Annotated in this window: 21 protein-coding genes; 13 read left to right on the top strand and 8 right to left on the bottom strand. The window is 68.1% G+C overall.

The features are described from left to right. Positions 1–196: 196 nt before the first annotated feature. Together DL990_RS27445 and DL990_RS27440 are read left to right on the top strand one after the other, a co-directional pair. On the top strand, positions 197–556 hold the full coding sequence (locus DL990_RS27445) for an STAS domain-containing protein (RefSeq protein ID WP_233598896.1): 360 nt from the start codon (positions 197–199) through the stop codon (positions 554–556). Positions 557–630: 74 nt separating this feature from the next. Then, a complete protein-coding gene (locus tag DL990_RS27440; protein WP_125785590.1) occupies positions 631–897 on the top strand; it encodes a DUF1883 domain-containing protein in 267 nt (88 codons plus the stop codon). Between the two features lie 1536 nt (positions 898–2433). On the opposite strand, the gene DL990_RS27435 is transcribed toward DL990_RS27440, so the two are convergent. After that, positions 2434–3489 (bottom strand): DUF5925 domain-containing protein, encoded by a 1056-nt coding sequence (locus DL990_RS27435; protein WP_233620586.1) that lies wholly within the window; start codon positions 3487–3489, stop codon positions 2434–2436. 170 nt (positions 3490–3659) lie between these two features. On the opposite strand from DL990_RS27435, the gene DL990_RS27430 reads away from it, so the two are divergent. The 5 genes from DL990_RS27430 (at position 3660) to DL990_RS27410 (ending at position 8326) form a co-directional block, all read left to right on the top strand. Further along, a complete protein-coding gene (locus tag DL990_RS27430) occupies positions 3660–4103 on the top strand; it encodes a hypothetical protein (RefSeq protein WP_125800354.1) in 444 nt (147 codons plus the stop codon). Further along, complete coding sequence (locus DL990_RS27425; protein WP_125800353.1) at positions 4100–5272, top strand: 26S protease regulatory subunit; 1173 nt, start codon at positions 4100–4102, stop codon at positions 5270–5272. The genes DL990_RS27430 and DL990_RS27425 overlap by 4 nt, the downstream gene beginning before the upstream one ends. Further along, positions 5269–6552 carry a lipopolysaccharide assembly protein LapB gene (locus DL990_RS27420; protein WP_233598887.1) on the top strand — a complete coding sequence of 428 codons (1284 nt, stop codon included), beginning with the start codon at positions 5269–5271 and terminating at the stop codon, positions 6550–6552. The genes DL990_RS27425 and DL990_RS27420 overlap by 4 nt, the downstream gene beginning before the upstream one ends. Positions 6553–6849: 297 nt before the next feature. Next, a complete protein-coding gene (locus tag DL990_RS27415) occupies positions 6850–7080 on the top strand; it encodes a hypothetical protein (protein ID WP_125785587.1) in 231 nt (76 codons plus the stop codon). Positions 7081–7240: 160 nt separating this feature from the next. Further along, positions 7241–8326 (top strand): SAVED domain-containing protein, encoded by a 1086-nt coding sequence (locus DL990_RS27410; RefSeq protein ID WP_233620585.1) that lies wholly within the window; start codon positions 7241–7243, stop codon positions 8324–8326. A 3-nt stretch (positions 8327–8329) separates the two neighbouring features. Here the strand turns inward: DL990_RS27410 and DL990_RS27405 are convergent, their stop codons facing one another. Next, complete coding sequence (locus tag DL990_RS27405) at positions 8330–9217, bottom strand: hypothetical protein (protein WP_125800351.1); 888 nt, start codon at positions 9215–9217, stop codon at positions 8330–8332. A gap of 212 nt (positions 9218–9429) precedes the next feature. On the opposite strand from DL990_RS27405, the gene DL990_RS27400 reads away from it, so the two are divergent. Further along, positions 9430–9912, top strand: coding sequence for a hypothetical protein (locus tag DL990_RS27400; protein WP_125800350.1), 483 nt, complete (start codon positions 9430–9432; stop codon positions 9910–9912). A gap of 183 nt (positions 9913–10095) precedes the next feature. On the opposite strand, the gene DL990_RS27395 is transcribed toward DL990_RS27400, so the two are convergent. The 3 genes from DL990_RS27395 to wecB form a co-directional block, all read right to left on the bottom strand. Continuing rightward, on the bottom strand, positions 10096–10644 hold the full coding sequence (locus DL990_RS27395) for a hypothetical protein (protein ID WP_125800349.1): 549 nt from the start codon (positions 10642–10644) through the stop codon (positions 10096–10098). Between the two features lie 96 nt (positions 10645–10740). After that, positions 10741–12462, bottom strand: coding sequence for a DUF2334 domain-containing protein (locus DL990_RS27390; protein ID WP_125785582.1), 1722 nt, complete (start codon positions 12460–12462; stop codon positions 10741–10743). Continuing rightward, a complete protein-coding gene (wecB, locus tag DL990_RS27385; protein WP_233620584.1) occupies positions 12459–13628 on the bottom strand; it encodes a non-hydrolyzing UDP-N-acetylglucosamine 2-epimerase in 1170 nt (389 codons plus the stop codon). Before wecB ends, DL990_RS27390 begins: the two co-directional genes overlap by 4 nt. Positions 13629–14107: 479 nt before the next feature. On the opposite strand from wecB, the gene DL990_RS27380 reads away from it, so the two are divergent. Both DL990_RS27380 and DL990_RS27375 read left to right on the top strand, forming a co-directional pair. Then, entirely contained in the window at positions 14108–15598 is a 1491-nt protein-coding gene (locus DL990_RS27380; RefSeq protein ID WP_125800347.1) for a glycosyltransferase family 2 protein, read from the top strand. Further along, a complete protein-coding gene (locus tag DL990_RS27375) occupies positions 15598–16275 on the top strand; it encodes a hypothetical protein (protein WP_125785579.1) in 678 nt (225 codons plus the stop codon). The genes DL990_RS27380 and DL990_RS27375 overlap by 1 nt, the downstream gene beginning before the upstream one ends. 9 nt (positions 16276–16284) lie before the next feature. Here DL990_RS27375 and DL990_RS27370 read toward each other — a convergent pair whose 3' ends face one another. From DL990_RS27370 to DL990_RS27360, 3 genes are read right to left on the bottom strand one after another with little or no spacing between them, the layout of a single operon-like run. Beyond that, on the bottom strand, positions 16285–17373 hold the full coding sequence (locus tag DL990_RS27370) for an MAB_1171c family putative transporter (protein WP_125800346.1): 1089 nt from the start codon (positions 17371–17373) through the stop codon (positions 16285–16287). Next, on the bottom strand, positions 17370–17852 hold the full coding sequence (locus DL990_RS27365) for an ImmA/IrrE family metallo-endopeptidase (protein ID WP_125785577.1): 483 nt from the start codon (positions 17850–17852) through the stop codon (positions 17370–17372). The genes DL990_RS27370 and DL990_RS27365 overlap by 4 nt, the downstream gene beginning before the upstream one ends. A gap of 2 nt (positions 17853–17854) precedes the next feature. Continuing rightward, the gene (locus DL990_RS27360; RefSeq protein WP_125785576.1) at positions 17855–18277 is read right to left on the bottom strand and encodes a helix-turn-helix domain-containing protein; all 423 of its coding nucleotides are present in this window, start codon (positions 18275–18277) and stop codon (positions 17855–17857) included. Between the two features lie 155 nt (positions 18278–18432). On the opposite strand from DL990_RS27360, the gene DL990_RS27355 reads away from it, so the two are divergent. The 3 genes from DL990_RS27355 to DL990_RS27345 all read left to right on the top strand — a co-directional run bounded on the left by DL990_RS27355 (position 18433) and on the right by DL990_RS27345 (position 19520). Next, positions 18433–18699 carry a hypothetical protein gene (locus tag DL990_RS27355; protein WP_125785575.1) on the top strand — a complete coding sequence of 89 codons (267 nt, stop codon included), beginning with the start codon at positions 18433–18435 and terminating at the stop codon, positions 18697–18699. Between the two features lie 17 nt (positions 18700–18716). Continuing rightward, positions 18717–19007, top strand: a complete 291-nt coding sequence (locus DL990_RS27350) for a hypothetical protein (protein WP_125785574.1) — start codon at positions 18717–18719, stop codon at positions 19005–19007. Between the two features lie 78 nt (positions 19008–19085). Continuing rightward, positions 19086–19520 carry a hypothetical protein gene (locus tag DL990_RS27345; RefSeq protein ID WP_125800345.1) on the top strand — a complete coding sequence of 145 codons (435 nt, stop codon included), beginning with the start codon at positions 19086–19088 and terminating at the stop codon, positions 19518–19520. Positions 19521–19659: the final 139 nt, after the last annotated feature.

Here is a 19659-nt window from a genome sequence, read left to right as displayed (position 1 = left end):
GACACCGCCCTCACGACGATCACCCGTCAACCGGTCGCATCTGTCCCTTGGCCGTGCGCAAGTCCTCGCGTGCGGCGAGCCTCAGCGGTGGCCGGCCAGTCTGGAGCCCCGGATCGTGAACCTCGTAACGCTCGATCCTCGCCGTTCCCCTCGTCCCCGAACGGACGGCACGGCGCACCGTTCTCCCCCGTTGGCCGTGACCATGGAGCGGCTCGGCCGCACAACGGTGCTCGTCGTGGACGGTGACCTGGACCTGAACACCGCACCCACGGCACGCCAAGCGATCGAGTCGGCGTTGAACCATCGGCCACGACGGTTGATCGTGGACCTGAGTCTCGTCCGGTTCCTGAACTCCACCGGGCTGGAAGTCCTGCTGGCCGCCCACCGGCAAGCCACCCCGCACACCGACCTCCGGCTGGTCGCCTCCACGCGCGCCGTCTGGCGGCCACTGCAGATCACCCGGCTCCACGAACACCTGGTCATCCACGACTCACGTTCGGCGGCCATCGCCGCACCTGCCAGAGCCGGCGACGATGGCGAATCAATTACCCATTGAATATTTCACCAGGCGGGGCCGTGTCAGGAAAAGGCGCAGCGCTCGCGATCTGTTCTCAGGCCACAAGGAGAAGAATGCGGTGGCGATCTTACAACCTAGGAACTGTACGGTACAACGCGGTGGTCACCGTAGCGCTCAAGGCCAAGACGAACGTGCGCTTGATGACCAAGGATCATTTCGCCGCCTACCAGCGACAACAATTCTATCGAATGCTTGGCGGAGTAGCTGTCACGCCACTCTTCAAGGTGACCATTCCACAAAACGGAGATTGGTACGTCGTACTGGACGTTGACGGCCTGAATTCGCCATTGCTCCCGGCCGCGGTATCGGTCGCGCGTTGACCCTGTCGAGCGGCTCGGCCACCAACCGTGCCGTGGACGCCTGACGCGCCCGCCGGCTACGGGCCTCGGGCAGTTCAGCATCCGACTGTCCCGCGGCGGCGTGACCTGGGGGCAAGACGGTCTCCTGCCGACCGGGCACTCGTCGCTCACACTGGCCACGACGTCGGCCGGTTCGCGTCGGTCACGACCAACTCGAACCAGCTCCCGACCGACTCCGCCCTTTGCGAGGGGACAGTTCAGCGATCTGTGATCTCAGCCGCCGTACCGCTGGATATGCCCCGGCGCGCTCGCTGAAACGGGCCGGGGCACGTTACTTTTCAACTCCTGATTTGTGGTTCGAATGACCCATGCACTCGAAACGAGGCCCGCGTTACCGTCGTGCAGGCAGCAGGTCAAGGAATACCCGAATCAGAAGGGAACACAATGCCCCGTTTTTCGCACCTTCCCGCGCTGGTCGCGGCGACAACGCTGGTTCTTTTGTCGCAGATGTTCGCCACGGGCGCTGTCGCCGCGGCATCCGACTACAGGAGCATCGATGTCGGCCCCGTCAGCATGGCCACATCGATGGACTGCTGGGGAGAGCGAAAGTCCGTGGGTGACGCGTGGGTCACTCTCGATGGGGACTACGTCACGGTGCGAGACCACTGCGACGACGGAAATCCGGTCATGGCACGGGTACAGATGACGGTCGACGGGACCGAACGGCATTGGATGTGCTACAACCATTCAGGCGCTGGAACCACACAGGTATGTGGCCACGATTGGCCTGAAGGATATGTCGGATTCAAGACACTGATCTTCTTCGCGTGGGACGGTATACGCGAATACAAGATGGGGACTCTGCGGCACTGGCGGGATGGATAAGCGTTCAGCGCACAGAGAACCGGCGGCCAGGCGCCCATTTGGTACCCATACGTGTCTCGTGGGGCCGTGAGTGGCAAGGGCGGTTCTAGTGAAGGTAGGGCAAGCCACTCGCGACACCCTCGCGCCAGACCAGGGCCGAGGGCCGGCCTCACCCACGAACACGACACGTTCGACCGTCTTCTCGATAACCCGCTTTATCACTCACGAGATCCCCTTCGGGACCGTACAAAGCGCTCGAACGGGACACTTTGGCGAGTCCGCTCCCGCCGTCAGCTCCGCTGTTCAGAGCACAGAAATCCAGCAGGTGAACCCTCAGCGTCTCCGAGTGTAAGTGTGACGAGGGGCCGTCGTACGCTTCGCGGTCGTACGCTTCGTAGTCGTCGTGGTGCGATGAGTCGTGGTCCGGGTCGTCTCCGGCGTCGTCTGCGTCGGATGCGTCGTGGTGGTCACCGGGGTCTTCGGCAGGAGCGCTGTCGGGGTCGTCACCGTCGTCGAGGGCGCCACCCTGCCGCTCCCCGACCCGCCCCCCGCGCACGCGCCGAGCAGCGCAACCGCGCCCACGACCAGGCCACACCACCACATTCGCATGGCCCGGACCCTAACAGCCCGCCACCCGCGGATCCGGCGAACGACGAATCCGGGCCGGCTCGGTCCGCTACGGCGAGACCGTGATCAGACCGCGGCTCGCAGGCGATACAGCTCGGCCAGTGTGGCGCCCTCCGCGCCGATCTCCGCACCTGTGCCCAACCAGGTGGCCGCCTCGTCGCGCGGCAGCCTGCCGATCTCGATCTCCGCGAGACAGCGACCCGGCCGGACCACCGCGGGGTGCAACCGTGCGACGTTCTCATTCGTGGTCAGGCAAACCAGGACGTCCAGGCCCTGACCGAGCAATCCGTCGGTCAGGTTGAGCAGCCGGGACAGGGCCTGCCCGGAGTCGCGCTTCGCGTCCGCCCCGACCAGTTCATCGCAATCCTCGAGGACGAGCAGCCGCCATTTCCGCCTGTCCGCTCGCTCCTCGCCGAGCACCACCGAGGTCAGATAGCCCGGATCGGCGAACAGGACCTCGGGGTCCAGGACGTTGTCGACCTGGCACCAGTCCCGCCATTCCTGCGCGAGCGCGCGCACGGCGGTCGTCTTGCCGGTACCCGCGGGGCCATGGAGAAGGACCAGCCTGCCCGTGACGTCCCGCGGGCGCACCGCCATGAGCGAGTCGAGCGCGGTCACCGCCGACCGCGGGTAGTTACCGCGGATCGCCCGCCACGGCGGCAAGTCCATGGACCTGGGCGCACGCACGCCCGCGCCACCGCACCCCTGGACGTGCCAGAATCCGACAGGCACGGCCGATTCCCCCGGCGTACCCGTCCGCGCCGTCCGGACGCTGGCCGCGAGCACCTCGTCCGCCAGGTCGCCGGAGGTGGCACATACGCACACCGTCGCGGCACCGGCAAGCCTGCGCATCGCCACGAGTGTCCATCCGGGACCGTGGGCGAGGTGTGAACGCCGCCCGTCCAGCTCATACGTCAGATCCGCGCTGACTCCCGGGGGCAGCAGCGTCGCGTCCGGTGAGACCTCGGTGATCTCGGCGGCCCGGGAATGGGGCTTCGCCCCGGTGATGAAATGCTCCATGGCCAGCGAGTTCAGCACACCTTCCATCGGCGCGTTGCCACCGAAGAACATCGCTCGTTCAAGGGTTTCGGCCGGTACGGGCTGGGATGTTTCCGTTGTCATTGCTGTCACGAAGCCACGATCCATCCGGCGAGACCGCCGCACATCAGGGACCGTCCCCCAATCACCCCTGACAGGGATCAAGGACGGCCGCCTGTCCGCCACGATCGACGGGATGGTTTTCTCTGGTTCTGGAAACGGACACAACCGCAGCCCGGACGAGAGAGAACCGAATGACCAGAGACAACAGCCCCGAGATGGTCGCGGAGCTGGATCGCCTCGACCAGGCGGTCAAAGCAGCTCCCGCCGGGGACACGACGGCGCAGATCGCACTGTGGCGCCAGGCGACTTCGCTGGAGCACTGGTTCTTCATCGCGCGCGGCCCGGCCGACCGGCCCCGTCCGTACGCCGTGGCCGCCGGGCAAGGGTCGATGATCTGCCTCTACAGCAGCGCCGCGCGCGCGAACGAAGCCGCCCTCGGCCTCGTCGTCGGCGATCCGGACGGGGGCGCGGTGCCCTTGTTCGGCGTGCCGATGCCTGCCGCGATCGACTACGTCGCCTCGTTCGGCGAGGCCGGCGTCTTCGGTGTGACGCTGGACCATCCGCGGATCGGCCACTACATCCCACTGGCGAATCTGGGGCTGCTCAAAGGCTGGATCGAAGGGACCGCACCGTGAATAGTGACACTCCGGACAACGGCTTCGTCGAGGTGATCGCGCGTGAGGTGGCGGCCGACCCCGGCAATCTGGCGCTGCGCGAGGACTTCGTCACGCTGCTGTTGGAACAGGACCCGGACCGCGCCGCCACCGAGCTGGCCGCGTTCGAGGCACGCGGCGGCGATCCGGCGCGGGCCCGGCTGCTGCGGGCCCGGCTGATGGCGGCGCGGTTGCGAACTTCGACCCCGGTTCCGGCCCCGGCCGACGAGGACCGTCAGGACAGCGGCGCCGCTGTCCCGGCGTCGCTGTGGGACGCCGAGCGCCCGGCGGTGACGCTGGCCGACGTCGCGGGTCTCGCCGAGGTCAAGCAGCACCTGGACACCGCGTTTCTCGCTCCGCTGCGCAACCCTGAATTGGCGGCGGCGTTCGGGCAGAAGCCGGGCGGGTCGCTGCTGATGTACGGCCCACCCGGTTGCGGCAAGACGTTCATCGCCAGGGCGATCGCCGGCGATCTCGGCGCGTCCTTCATCCACGTGACCCTCGCGGACCTGCTCAGCAAGTGGATCGGGGAGAGCGAGAAGGCGATCCAGAGCGTGTTCCGCCATGCCCGCGCGGCGACACCGTGCGTGATCTTCTTCGACGAGTTCGACGCGCTCGGCGGACGGCGTACCTCCGGTGGAGGCGGATCGCACGCGATGCGGATGCTCGTCACTCAGCTTCTGGAGGAGCTCGACGGCATGGCCGGAGCGAACGACGGGGTGTACTTCCTCGCCGCGACGAACCGGCCGTGGGACATCGACTCCGCGCTGCGCCGACCTGGCCGGATCGACAAGACCGTGCTGGTGCTGCCACCCGACGCGGTCGCCAGGGCGGCGATCGTCCAGGGCGCCCTTGACGGCAAACCCGCCGACGATGTCGACGTCATCGCCGTCGCGGCGGCGACCGAGGGGTTCTCCGGCGCCGACCTCGGCCACCTGACGACAACCGTGCTGCAGCAGGCGATGGTCGAGTCGCTGGGCAAGGGTGAGCTGGTGCCGGTCACCACCGACGCGCTGCTGGCCGCGGTCGGCGGCATCACCCCGTCCACGACGTCCTGGTTCGACCAGGTGGCGCCGGTTCTGGAATACGGCGTCGACGACGGAACCTTCGACCAGCTCCGGGCATACCGGGTCAAGCGAGGCATGCGATGAGCGCCGACGTGGAGCGCGACCTCGACCTCGCCTGGGAACTCATCGGAGCACAGCCGACGCATCCCAAGATCGCCGAGCTGGCGCTGCGGGTGCTCGCGAGCCAGCCGCAGCGGAGCAGCGCGTTGATGGTGCTCGGTGATCACCGTGAAGCGTGCGGCGAAGCCGACGAGGCGCGGCGGCTGTTCCTCCAGGTCGCCGCTCTCCGCAACAGCTGGTTCACGATGGCGGCTCGTGCGCTTCGGCATCTGGAATCAGCGGAGAACAACCATGACGAGGCGCTGCGATGGGCGCACACCGTGCTGGGCGAGAACCAGGAGGACTGGGACGACTGGATGCAACTGGGCCACGCCCAGGCACGCTCCGGGGAGTACGAGGCCGGGTGGCGGCAACTCGACGAGGCGGTGGCCCTGTGCGCGAGGACGGCGGCGGACGACCTCCCCAAAGCGCTGCGGAAACGCGCACAGTACCTGCTGGAGAGCCTCGCACCACCCGAACGGTTCGCTCCCGCAGCCGAGGAGGCCATCCGGACCAACGCGGCGGACTCCTGGGTCGCGATGCTGCTCGGCTACGCCTACCTGGCGCAGTACCGGTTCGACGACGCCGAACAACTCGGTCTGCGACTGCTGCGCGAGGATCCGACCGACGACCTGTTGCGGAGCCTGGTGGGGACCGCTCGGGCCATGCTGCAAATCGTCGAGAAAGCGCGCGGCGACGACATCACCCTGACGGACATCCAAGGCACTGGCGCGCTCGAGATGGCGTGGCAGCAGATGCGCGACCATCGGCTCGGCATCGACCTGCCTTCCGCGCTGGCGGCGCTGGACGCGGTGCTGCCCGCAGACCTGCGCGCCACCCTGCGGCCAGGCGCCGAGGATCTGGCCGATAAGAAGGTCGGCTCGATGGTCGCGAAGCGGCTGGTGACCTGGCACGACGGCCAGCAGCCCGGCTCCGGTGCCGCCTGGGGTTCAGCCGAGCCCTTCCGCCTGATGTCGGCGGACGAGATCATCGCCATGGACGCCGAGATCGAGGCCGACCCGGCGGCGCACCCCGACTGGCCCGAGAGCGGACTCTGGGAACAGGTGATGACCGACGACGCCGGGACCTACCTGGTCGTCGTCGCGTTCGGGGCCCTGGTCCGGCGCCGGCCGGGACAGCCCGACGAGCCCGTCGCCGACTCGATGGCCGACTGGATCTGGGACCGGGTGGCCGACTTCGGCGGCCGGGACCCGCGACCGGCACCCCTGAAGACCGAGGAACCGTCGGCCCCGGGACGTCGCTGACCGGCGAGATCACGGTCGACTCCGGCTGCCCTTTCACCTGAGCACAAAGGTGTTGCAGCGGCCGGGATCGCGGTCGCCGCGCTGCCACTCGGCGTGGCGCCGGAGCCTGCCCAGCAGGTCGGGGGCGCCGGGATGAAGTTCTACGACAAGTGAGCCCGGTCTGACGTGCCGCGCCGGTGCCGAGGGGCCCGGCGCGGCACTTTTCGATGTTCACTGTGCCCGTTCCGCGGACAGGCGAGCCCGTTTCATGATTATTTGTGCGCGCACGTGTCACAAGACAGAACTGGGGCTACACAAGTGAAGAAGAAGATCGCGGCAGCCGCTGCCGTCATGGGCGCGCTGGCGTCGATGATCGCGTTCGCGCAACCTGCCAGCGCGGGCGTCGACCCGAGGTACTACTACGAGTCCAGCTGGCCGGAAGAGGGCGACTGCCGGCTCAATGGCTACTTCGGCCAGCAGAACGGCCGATGGTCGGCCTACTTCTGCTCCGCGTCGGCCTGGTCGTGGGACCTCTACATCAAGCCGTAGACGCCCGGTCCGGTCCTCCCCGTGATCGCGTGGGAGGACCGGGTCGCCCGTTCTGCCGCTGACACCCGCCCTCGACCGCGACAGCGAGTTCGCGGGGCCTGCCGAATAGAGTGGTCCGATCCGCTGGTTCGAGCACACCACGAACGCAGGCCCCGAACGGATGGTTGTGGTGACAGATTCAGGACGGCCGGTATCGCCCCGGCTGACGGTCGTCGGCTCCGGTGACACTTCCGGCGGCTCCGCGGGACGGTGGGCGGCCGTCACCGATGGCACGGCCCCGCTCACGGTCGGCGGGATGGCGGCCGGCGGGTTCGGGGTCGAGGCCGCGAAGTCGTTCCTGGCAGGTGAGCCGGCCGGACGGTGGTGGTTCGTGCTGGCCTTCGCCGCCGGGCTCGCCCTGGTCGCGCTCGGCCTGTGGGCGAGGAGCCGTCTCCGCCGTCGAGTGCGGGTCGGCATCGTGGTCACCGCGTCGGACGGCAGGCGTGGGCGGGCCCGCGCCCGGCAACTGGAGCAGCAGGCGGAGAAGTTCAGCCAAGGCACCTGCACGATCACGCTGAAGACCGGCATCGAGTTGCCCGGCGACGGCGCCTGGGACCGCGAGCTGGTCGACGCCCTCGCCGACGAAACGTTGTCCGCCACCGCGATGGCCGAACGCCTGACCCCCGATGCCGTCCGGATCAACCTGATCCCCACCATGCCGCTGCATGTCGCGTTCTGGTTCGGCGCCCGGCTGGGCTACACCCACGCCCGCGAGGTGGTGGTGCACGCCATCCGGCAGGCTGACGGCGCACCGGCGTACTTCCCCGCGACCTCCTTGCGCGCGATCGACTCCGACGTCGAACCGCTGGACGTCGACGCGCTCGAGGCCGTCGACGACGGAGACCCGGACAAGGTCGCCCTCGCGGTGGATCTGCAGGGTCGCGGCGACCAGTTCTTCGACCAGGTGCTGGCATCCTGCCGTCGCCATGGTTTCGGCTACCTCCTGCGGATCCGGACCGGGTCACCGGTGTTGACCGAGGACACCGCCACGTTCACCGGGGCGGTGGAGCAGATCTGCCGCGCCTGGCGCGAAGCGCCGCTGACCGCCGGCGCCCGGACCGGCGGGCACGCGATCTTCCTCAGCGGGCCGGTCGCGATCGCGGTCGCGCTCGGTGCCCGGCTGGCCTCGCCGGAACACGGGCGGTGGACGGCGTTCACCTTCGACGCGACCAGCGGCTCCTACGAGCCGTTTCCCCCTTCGGCCTGACCGTCAGGCCCACATTTTCTCGTTCGAGAGCAGCATCCTGAATCCTCCGTGCATGAACTCGATCCACTGCGGATAGGTCGTGTCGTTGACGAGATCCCACGGCACGAAGGATTCACGCGAGCGTTCGGTCTCGGCGACAGCGCGAAGGTAGGTTCTCACCTTCTTCCGCGTCGCGTTCAGGCTTCGGGCGGAGTAGTGATCGTTCGGGACCCCGTACGCCAGCATTTCCAGCGTCGCCGAGGACACGCCCAGCGACGAGTCCATGGGGACCTTCTGCCCCGGAACGGACGAACGCCTGCTCCCGGCGCCCTGATGCTTCATGCCGACGTGGTTCGCTTTGAGGTGCCGGACGAAGTGCGTGAACATGCCGTCGGTACGCATGTCCTTTTCCTTGACTTTCGCGATGTACTTCCGCGGATGGCTGACCTGGAGTTCACCGTGGCCGTCCCAGAAAATGACCCCCTGGTCCGCCGTGTTCATGGAAATGGGCGGCGCCTCCAGGAACCGTTGGCAGACCAGCAGATCGGCGTTGACGTGGCCAGGGAAGACCGGCGCCACCTTGAGCACCCGCTGGACCTTGCCCCATGCCACCATCGACGCCAGGCCCGGCGACATCGTCTCGAAGTCGTAACTCAGCGCTCGTGCCACGGTTTCCTTGAACCACAGGAATTCCGGAGTGGGCGTCCGGCCTTTCACCCGTTTGCCGAACCGCGTACCGGGGGCCGGTTCGAAGCCGCCTCGCCACTCGGGCACGACCGGGTGACAAAGTTCGACGACGATGTCGACGTCGCCGTACGGATCGACTTGAGTGCCCTTCACGAAGGATCCGTGCGGGTAGACGTCGAAACCGCAGCCAGTGGGCGCCAGCAGCCCGGCGATCCGATCTCGCAAGAAGACAAAAGTGGCCATTCTGACATCGCCGACCGTCATACCGACGATGCTGGCACATCACCGGGCACCCGGCAATGGCACCCGAAGCTCTTCAAAATCCTGTACACGCGCGGGTTTCTCGAGGTTTTCTAGATACTCCAAATAGGACAGTCGAGACAGGCTGATCGATGAGGTCCGCTCACTGGGGGGGGCGGCGTACACCGAGGAGAATCATGAAACTCCGTCATGCCTTCACCACGTTCGCGGTCACCGCAGGTCTGATCGGCGCGTTCGCGCCCGCCGCGGCGGCCGACGAGCCGATCGCGAGCGTCGAATTCGCCGCCGAGCAGGGTGCTTTCCCGGTCGACGGGAAGAGCGGCCACTGGGTCGATTCTCCCGAGCACGAGGTGATGATCCGCGAGGTCGGCGACGTCCTGCGCGTGGACGCCGACGCCGACAACGGTTTCTACCACTTCAGGCTCGACTTCAGCGCCCCGTCCGGCGCACTCCAGGTCGGCTCGTACGACCACGCGGCGGGAGCTCACATCCTCGCCATCTCCGCCGGTTTGGGCTGCTCGGACGACTATTCGACGTTCACGGTCAGCCGCATCGAAGGCGGTGCCGCAGGACTCACCGCCCTCGACGCCACGTTCGAACAGCGCTGTGCCGACCCCACCGCACCGGCGCTGCGTGGCGAGGTCCACTACCGACGTTGAGATCGGGCCGCGTCGGGAACGGGCCCGGTTCCGATGGGAACCACGTCGCCAGAGAGTGATCGCCTTGCCTGGCCGCGAGGTCAGCACTGGCCGCGAATACCGGACAGTGCTGACCGCATAGGCCGATCAAGCGCATGATCGAGCCCGGTCACCGTCGCCGGCCTCAAGCCCCCGAGCGCGGCTTCACATCGATGGGTTCCCGTCGCCGGCACAGCCGGGCACCGGACCCAATTCAGGAACCTTCCACACGCCGTACATCGATTTGACGAGTTCGACGGTCGCAGGCAGTGCTTTCGCGAGATCGCGGAGCCAAGCCGTGAACGACAGCCGGCTGTCCGCTATCGGCCGGAACCCGGAGAAGGTGGAGAATGCCGGATCGGTTTCGACAAGGTCGCCTGCTTTGAAGTAGTGGAACTCATATCCCTGGTGAGTCTGGAAAACGAAGGCATCCTCGAATGGTGTGAAGTCTGCCTCGTAGTCGTCGACGACGATCTCCCGGGCGATCTCTTTCGCTTCGAGGAGCCACCCGAAATCCCATTCGCCGTCCTGGCTCAGCCAGTAGGGGTTCTTTCCGCCGAACTTCAAGAACTCGACGTAGCGTGCGGGCAGGGTGTCCACACCTTGGGCCGACATCAACGCCTCGACCTCTTGATCGGAACAGCCGCGCACCGTGTTCACGTCCACGTACCCCTGCGCGATCAGCGGCTCGACGATACCTGTCAAATCGAACATGAGCACCGGATTCCAGTCAGGGGCAGGTCATTCGATCGTCGGCTTCCGGACGACTTCGCGAGTCTACGGCTCACCTGTCACCTGAGTCGCGGGTGCTCAGCCGCGGGCGACCTCGCTGGCGGTGCTGAACTCGTATCCTTGCGCCCGCAGGCCGAGGACGACCGTGTTCAGGTGTTCCAAGGGCAGGAACGGGTGGAAGAAGAAGCTGGCCACGTTGTCGCGGACCACCTTGGACTTCGCGCCGTCGGCGAGCAGGTCCGCGGGCAGCCGGGCCGGATGCTGGTTGAACGGTTCCGGCGCGACGTGGTCGAGGTTCTCGGGTATCACCACCGCGCCGTAGACATCCCGCACCGGGTAAGGAAAGTACTGACCGTATTTGGTCTGGTAGGACACCGTCGAGGTGGAGCCGCAGGCACCGCGCGGGCAGTATCCCGCGAAATAGCTGCCCTGGTCGTAGCGCGCCGCGAAGTGGGAGCTGACTTCCTTGTAGTCCACCGCCGAACCGCCGTAATGCGGGAATTCGAACACTTCCGGTTCGGGTAGCCCGACCCGGCGGAACTCGCCGAGCCCGGTGGCGATCCGCCCGCGGAACCATTCCGCGGAGTCGCCGGGGACCGGGCCGGTCTCGACGACGTGGTTGTTCTTGTCCACGATCGCCGTGTAGAACTCGTAATCCGCGGAGCTCGCCCCACCGTAAGGGTTCGCCATCTCCTCGAACTGGTGGCTGTAGCCGTGCATGATCAACGTCGCGCCACGCCGGATCGCGTGGTGCAGCGCGTCCACCAGGGCAGGGCTGTCGACGAGCCGGGCGAAGGTCGGCCTGCCGCCGTTGGCCACACCGTGCGGGTCCGCGTAGTACGGATAGACCGCGAGCGAGAACGGAATCCCTTGCCCACCCAGGAGATCGGCGATCCGGCGGATCTGGCCCGCGTCGGTGCGCGGGCCGATGTCCTCGATCCGCACCAGCGCCCGGTGCCGCTCCACGGTTTTCGGAGCGAGCGTGCCGAGCAGGATGTCGGCGGCGGCGAGGTACCGGTCTCCCTCGTTGACGTAGGAGAACGGCGCCTCCGCGAGGTAGGTGAAAGTCCCCGAGCGCACCGCCCACGGCGTGTGCTCGCCGGCCGTCACGCTGTCCGCGAGCACTTCGTTGACCGCCGGGTTATCCCGCCGCACCAACGGAACCGAGCCGATCTCGGGGTTGCGCTCGAGTGACACGCTCTTGTAGCGGACCTCGGTCGGCGAGGTCGGTGTGCGGCCCACCGGCGTCCAGCCCCAGCGCGCGGTGATGCCCGGGTCGTGTTCGGCCAGGCGATGGATGTTCTCGCCCATCCAGACGACCGGCACCTTCGCGGCGGCCACGTCCGCGAGCAACACGGCCGGTAGCGCGGCTTCGCTGATCGAACCGACGTAGACCAGCGCCTGATATCCGCCGAGTTCGCCCGCGCGGTAGTCGGCCGCGGCGCGCATCGTCCAGGCGCCCGCCCGCGAGACCAGGTTCGCGGTCTGCATCGCGTGCGCCTCGGCCATTCCGGCCTCGTCCGCGCCGGCGGGCGGGTTCGGCGCGTCCCGCTCACCCGCGTCGTAGACCACCAGCGTCCGGTGTGCGCGGTTCCCGCCGGGACCGGGGCTGCCGACCTCGCTGGTCATCTCCAGCCGGTCGCCGAGGGAGACCGGGGCGGCCGCCGGCGAGGCGAGTATCGCGCTCGCCGGACGGGTGTAGACGACCAGCATCACCAATCCGGTCGCGACGACGACGGCCAGCGCCGCGAAGCGCAGCCCGGCGGGTGTGCGCCGGCGCGGGTTTTCCTTGCGGGTCATACCAGCACACCCCCCGCCACCACACGCGAATCCGCGTCGAACTCCTCGACCGGTTCGGCGCTCATGCCGAGCAGCCTGGCCAGCGCGCGCTCGGTCCGCGACGCGGCCCTTCCGTCACCGAACGGGTTGCCGTTGATCATCATGGCCGCCCGGGCCCGCCGGTCGGTCAGCAGTTCCGACGCCGTCCGCACGATCAGCTCGCGATCGGTGCCGACCAACCGGGCACAGCCCGCGTGCACCGCTTCCATCCGTTCGGTGACCTCGCGCAACACCAGCACCGGCACGCCGAAGGTGGGCGCCTCCTCCTGGATCCCGCCGGAGTCGGACAAGACCAGCGTGGCGGCCGCGAGCACACCGGCCAATTCCTCGTAGCGCAGCGGCTCGGTGACCACCACGCGAGGCAGGCCGCCCAGTTCGTCGTCGACCAGCTCGCGGACGGCCGGGTTCGGATGCGCGGGCAGGACGACGTGCATATCCGTGTGCCGGGCGACCAGTTCGGTGACCGCGCGCAGCACCTGACGCAGCGGTTCGCCCCAGGACTCGCGGCGGTGCGCGGTGACCAGTACCAGCCGCTCACCGCGGGTGGCCGCCTCCACGGCCGCGGCGACCCGCTCGTCCTGATAGGCCACCGCCCCGCGATCGGCGATCGCGCGGATCGCGTCCACCGACGTGTTGCCGGTGACCACGATCCGCTCGGCGGGAACCTGCTCGCGAAGCAGGTTCCCGGCCGCCGCCGAGGTCGGCGGCAGATGCAGAGAAGCGGCTTGGGTGACCAGCCGCCGGTTCAGCTCTTCCGGGAAGGGCGAGGCCAGATCGAACGAGCGCAGGCCCGCCTCCAGATGCACCACCGGCACCCGCCGCCAGAACGCGGCGAGCGTGCCCGCCAGTGTGGTCGTGGTGTCCCCCTGGACCACTACCACCGCGGGCAGTTCACGATCGGCCAGCGCGTCGAGACCAGTGAGCATCTGGCCGAGCAGTTCGGGCTGGCCGCCGTCGCGGCGGTGCAGCGGCAACGTGGCGTCCGCGCGGACGCCGAACGTCTCCAGTGCCTGGCCGACCATCGTCGGATGCTGTCCGGTGGCGACCAGGTAGGGCTCCATCCGGCCCGCCGCGGCGATCGCCCCGGCGACCGGCGCCAGTTTGATCGCCTCCGGCCGGGTCCCCATCACGAGCCACACCCGAGGCCGGGTCGCTTCGCTTTCCTGTTGATTCCAAACCATTACTCCCCCAAGGTTCGAACATTCTTTTCAGCGATTCGCGCACTTCGCATGATCATTTGTGCGGGGCGCTGTGACCGATGCGACGCAGAGTGGTTCTGTCCGGTTCCCGCCGAATTTCCTCACCCGATCGAGGGAACCGGGGCCCGACTCCTCACGTCGTAGTCCACGGATGCGGGATCGGCCGGGGGGCCCGACGCATCACGCACAATCCTTCACACACAAGGAATTGAGCACGCTGAATCTTGGGGGAGAAATGTCTGTTGTCCGGATCGGGCCGTCCGTCGGCGCGACGGCGACCATGGGGATCGCCGCGGGGGCCGGCGCCTGGCTGCCACTGTCACTCGCCGCATTCGTTCTGTTGCTTTTCGCCACCCGGTCGATTCTCATCCGAATCGCGCCGGAACCGGAAAGGGGGCAGTAGCGAAATGGAAACCAGTCTGTCCGTCGTCGCCACCGTCATGGTCGGCGTGCTGATCTGGTGGCCGCTGCAGAACCTCGTACTGGCGGTGTTCGCCTGGCGGTCCCCGCAACGACCACGCAGTGTGCGCCGGACACCGGAGCCGGTGCCGTTCTGGATCGTCATCCCGGCGCTGAACGAAGAACGCGTCATCGCGAACACGGTGCGCAACGCGCTGGCCACCGGAACCCGGTACACGCCGGTCCGTGTCGTCGTCGTGGACGACGCCTCCGACGACGCGACGCCGCACATCCTCGCCGGCATCAGGGATCCTCGGCTGCACGTCCTGCGCCGTGAGCTGCCGATGGCCCGCCAGGGCAAGGGCGAGGGCCTGAACACCGCGTACCGCTACATCCTCGACATCGCCGGCCGGGAAGGCACGATCGAGCAGACGATCGTCGGGATCGTGGACGGCGACGGCCGTTGCAGCGAAGGGATGCTCGACGAGATCGCCGAACTGATGGCGGAGAAGTCGGTCGGTGCCGTGCAGTGCCGGGTGCGCATCCACAACCGGCACAAAACGCTGGCGCTGCTCCAGGATCTGGAATTCGGCGCCATCGCGGACTCCGCGCAGTCCCTGCGCGACCTGGTCGGCAGCGTCGGTTTGGGCGGCAACGGCCAGTTCACCCGGCTGGCCGTCCTCGCACGGTTCCACCCTGGCCCGTGGTCGGCCTGTCTTGTCGAGGATCTGGAACTCGGTCTGCGCCTGCACCTGGACGGGATCCGCGTGCGCTACACGAAATCCGCGTGGGTCACCCAGCAGGGACTGACCGACGTGAAACGCTTGCTGCGCCAGCGAACCCGGTGGGCTCAAGGCAACCTGCAGTGCTTCCGGCACCTTCGCAGGCTGACCACGTCGAGGTTCGTCAGCGGCGTCGGCCTCACCGACTTCCTGATCTACCTGCTCTCGCCCTGGCTGACCGTGCCCATGTCGCTGCTGCTGGTCGGACTGGTCGCGGCGTCCGCCGTGGCGCTGGCGACCGGAAGCACGCTGGGCGGGCTGGTGGCCACAGTGGACACTCTGCCGACGTCCGTCGCGATGCTCGTCGGGCTGGCCATGGCACCGAGTCTGCTCTGGGGATTGGTCTACTGGGCCCGGCTCCGCGACGAGAACATCCTGCGCTGCCTGTTCGCCGGGCTGCTCTACCCGTGGTTCCTGGCGCTGGGCATCATCGCGACGTGGCGTGCGCTGTTCCGGCTGCTGTCCGGGCGCAACGGCTGGGCCAAGACCGAACGGCTGTCCGAAGACGGCCAGCCCGCACCGCCGATGCCGATGCCGGTCCCGATGCCCGCATCCGCGCCGCTCCCGCTACCGCGCCCGGCCGCCCCACCGGTGACGATCGATCCCAGTGTCACCCAGCCGATCCCCGCGGCGGTCCTCGCCGCGGCCGAGCGGACCAGGCCGGTCCCGCACCCGCTGGCCGAAACCGAACCGACGCAACGACTGGAGCGGGTGTGATGGCAGGCCAGCACCGGCGCCGCGCGAAACGGAACAAGCTCGTTCTCGTCCTGGCGGCCGCCGGGCTGGCCCTCGCCGCTGCTTCCACCATCGACCGCGATGACTCCGGGAAGGAGGCGTCCACCGGCTGGTACGTGACCGTGTACTACACCGCCGTCGAGTCGCACCACGACGAAGACCCGGTGCCGGTCACCGGCTGCCTGGTGATCGACTGCGAACGCGGCGACGACCCTCTCGGCAGCTACCCGGAAGACTTCGTGAAGGCCGTCGAGGACGAAGGCACCGGCCGGATCGTCAGCGGCCGTCACGCCGGCCGTTACCTGAACTGGTCCCACGACATCGGTTTCTGGCTGGACAACGCACCCCGCGACAGCCACGGCCGCCCGCTGGAACCGTTCGTCTCCGCCGCCGCTGATCCGGCCGTCCTCGGCGACGGCCGCCAACTGCGGATCACCGGCTGCGGCACCGCGGAGGACGGCACGGCGATCGACGCGGGAGTCTGCGAAAGGCTGCGTTCCGCCTCCTGGCGGATCATGGACGAGTTCACTCCCGGACTCGGCGGCGATCGGCACATCGACGTCTACCTCGGCGAGGAAACCGGGCCGGACTTCACTTCCGACCCGCTGTACTCGTCGCTGCACAACGCCACACTGGAGCTCGGCAAGACCACTCCGTGACGACGGCCGTCAGGAAAGGCGCCCGGCCTCCGCCATCGCGCGTCGCCGAACCTCCCGCACGACAAGGGAATCCGTGAACGCCGACGACACGGCGCTCAGCCAGGCGCTTTCGTCCCGCATGCTGGGGTGCGCTTCATCCTGCCCGGACGGCGGATGCGGCCAGCTTCGACCGGCCTCGCGCATCACCAGCGCCGCCGCGAGTTCGGCGGCGGCGCGCGTGGGTTCGTCGACCGGGGCACGCAGCCAGTCCCCGAGATGCGGCGGAACGTGGGCCCGCAACGCCAGTAGACCGTCACGGATCTCGATCACTCTGCGGTACAGCTTGAATTCGAGGTCGTGGCGTACGGGCAGGGCGATCTGCGGGTGCGCGGCGACGAGTTCCTTCCACAGCGGGGTCACCGCCCGGATCCGTTGCCACGAGCGCACCAGCCGGAGCGCGCCGTCCCAGGTGGTGAACAGCCCGCCGAGGACCCACAGCACCATCGCGAGAAGTCCGGCAATGCGGGCGCGTGGCATGAAATCGAGGTCCGCGAGGTCGGTGATCTCCAGCCACAGCGAGGGAAGCCCGGAGAACAGCGCCCACGCGATGGTCGCGACGGCGGCGCAGACGAGGATCCGCAGACCGGTCCGGAAAGTCCCTTGTGGACGGTCCGCGGCGCTGCGGACCAGCGTCCGGGTGAACATCACCAGGCAGGTGACCCCGTACGTCGTGAGGACCACCTGGTAGGCGACGACGCTCAGACGCCATTGGAACGCGGGCGTGCCCAACTCGTGCCGGCGCGGGAGGATGTCCAGACAACACAGGATCATCACCGCCCAGCACAGCACGATGGGCCAGAACGGCGTCGGCTTCTCCGGGGTCCGGGTGCCGCGGACCAACTGGACCAGCGCGCGCATCGCGAGCAGTTGCAGCGCGTTGGTGACCAGTCGCGGGAGCAGGACGTCGCCGAGCAACCGGACCGTGGCGTCGGCGGAGACGGCGAGGCCTGCCGCCATGCTGAGGAAGAACGTGGCCAGATGCTTCGGCCCGGCGCGGACCGTCATCAGCCGGGCGAAGCCGAGCAACGCCAGCAGCCCGGCGGACAGATAGCTGATCACGAACCGAGGGCGTGCCGCAGCCGATCGGATCCCGGCCCGGTGCCCACGGCGCGGCGCATGAGCAACGACGCGACGAGTTCGGCCTCCTTCTCCTGCTCGTGCGCGTACGTCGTGCGGCCGAGGACCCGGCGGACCAGGTCCACCGAAAGCGAGGGCGCGACCATCGCGGCGATCGTCTCCGGCCGCACCTCGCCTTCGACGTGCCCGCACAGCAGATGACCGAGTTCGTGCAGCAGGATGTGCCGCTGGTGCAACGGAGACGTGTCCCGCGTGTAGAAGACGTAGTCGGCCCGATCGGTGGCCGCGAGCACCCCGCACGGCGCCCCCGGCCGCGCCTCGAGCGGCACCAGTTCGATGGGCCGCCCCCGCATCGCCGCGACCTCGGCGAACAACGTGGTGACCTCGAACGGATCCGGTAGTCGCACGGCGGACGCGATGCGCTCACATCTGCGCCAGAGCGCACTCTTCCTGCCCAGCATGGCTACTCCCCCTGGTCACGCTTGGACTCGCGCCGCTTGATCGCCTCGACGATGTCGGTCACGGTTCCGAGCCCCTCCTCGGACAGCGTCACCGCACGCAACGCCAGATTGCGCACCGCGCTGTTGCGCAACGCTCCCAGCAACTCGACCTCTTCGGCAAGCGCCCTCCCCTGTTCGTCGTCGAAGAAGTACGCGGGCGGAACCTGGAAGAACGCCGCGAGCGCCTCCAGATGCCGTTTGGTCGGGTTGTCCCGGCGGCCCGTCCGCAGCTGCCAGAGGTAGGCGGCGGAAAACGACTCGCCGGTGTTCTCCCGGCAGGCTCGCGCCACCTCCTCGTGGCTGTACTGCTCGCCGTTGGGCCGCCGGACCACCTGGAAGAGGCGGTCGATCCGGTCGGTGAGCGTGGTCGCCCGTGGCTCGGTCATCGTCACCTCCGTAAGCTGAAATGAATGAACCTGGGTCGAGCATTCATCGTAGTTGACAACCTCGAAGGTTCTCGCTTACGGTTTCCACGTTAGCTGAGATGAATGACTGAGGGGAGTCGGTCGATTCTGGCTGACGAACCGGAGGGGGAGTTCCCATGAAGAAGTTGCTGACCGCGGCGGCCCTGGCGGTGGCCGCGGTGACCCTGTCGGCACCGCCGGCGCTGGCCGTGGAGACCGGAGAGTTCCACGCCAGCGGCATCGGCCCAGGCCCGGGGGCCGCCATCACGTCGGCGGAGAAGGTCGCCCGCACCTTCGCCCGCAACACGGGCTGGCTGGACTCGCAGTGCTACGTCCGCGCTTCCGACGTCCGGTCACACACGAGCTACTACAGCGCGACCGTCTGGCTCTACTGCCAGCGCTGACACCAGGAGGGGAAACCATGAACAAAACGATCGCCCGCGCCACGGGGGCCGCGGTCCTCGCGGGACTGATGACACTCGCGCCGACCGTGGCGAGTGCCGCGACGACCGCGCAGGAGACCCGCGCGTTCCTCGGGACGACCGTCGAAAAGACCTCGGCGTCGGCGAAGCGGACGGCGTTGCAGCAGGCCTACGACCAAGCCGCCTTTTACGGGTACACGCCCGACCAGTGCGTGACCATCCACCTGTACTCGGTGAAGATCAGCTTCGTGATGTACCGGGGTGAAGCCGGGATCCACTGCACGAAGTAGGCGGTCCGTGAAGGCCCCCTTGAGGGACCCTGGGTCCCCGAAGGGGGCCTTCACGGAATTCCAAGCTAGTTTGACCGGATGAGTCTTCTCGACGACGTGGCCGAACGCGACGGCTGGCGATGCTGGGTCTGCGACGAACCGGTCGATCCGGAGATGTCGGTGAACGACCCGCGGGGTCCCAGTGTCGACAGCCGGACCGCCGACCGGAAGGCCAAGGTCACCGAGCGGCTCGCGCACCGCGGCTGCAACACTCGCAAGGGCGCGGTCAAGGTGGTCATCGCCTGGCCGGATCGCCTGCACGTGGTCGAACCCGCGCCGCTGATCACCGTCGCCGGACGGCTGGAACGCAAGGGCGGCCGTGAACTGGTGGCCCGCAGCCCGACCGAACAGGACGCCCGGGAGGCGGCGGATTGGCTGGTCGACCGGTTTTCCCGGCTGCTACCGGGAGTGCCGGTGACCGCGGGTGTCGAGCCCGGCGGCGGCCAGTTCCTCGTCATCCTGAAGCGCGGCTAGGCCGTCTAACGGCCTAGAGGTCCGCCTTCAGCAGGGTCCCGGAAAGTCGCATATCCACTGGCCGGTGTCGGTTCGGTCGCGGGGATTCGCTCGCGGCCGTGAGGCGACCGTGTCGCGAAAGCCACTTTCGGGACATCAG

Origin of the sequence: Amycolatopsis sp. WAC 01416, from assembly GCF_003947485.1 — a bacterium.
In the GTDB taxonomy this organism is placed as follows: domain Bacteria; phylum Actinomycetota; class Actinomycetes; order Mycobacteriales; family Pseudonocardiaceae; genus Amycolatopsis.
Note: the sequence above shows the minus strand (reverse complement) of the source record. Positions and strands in the feature narration are given on the sequence as shown.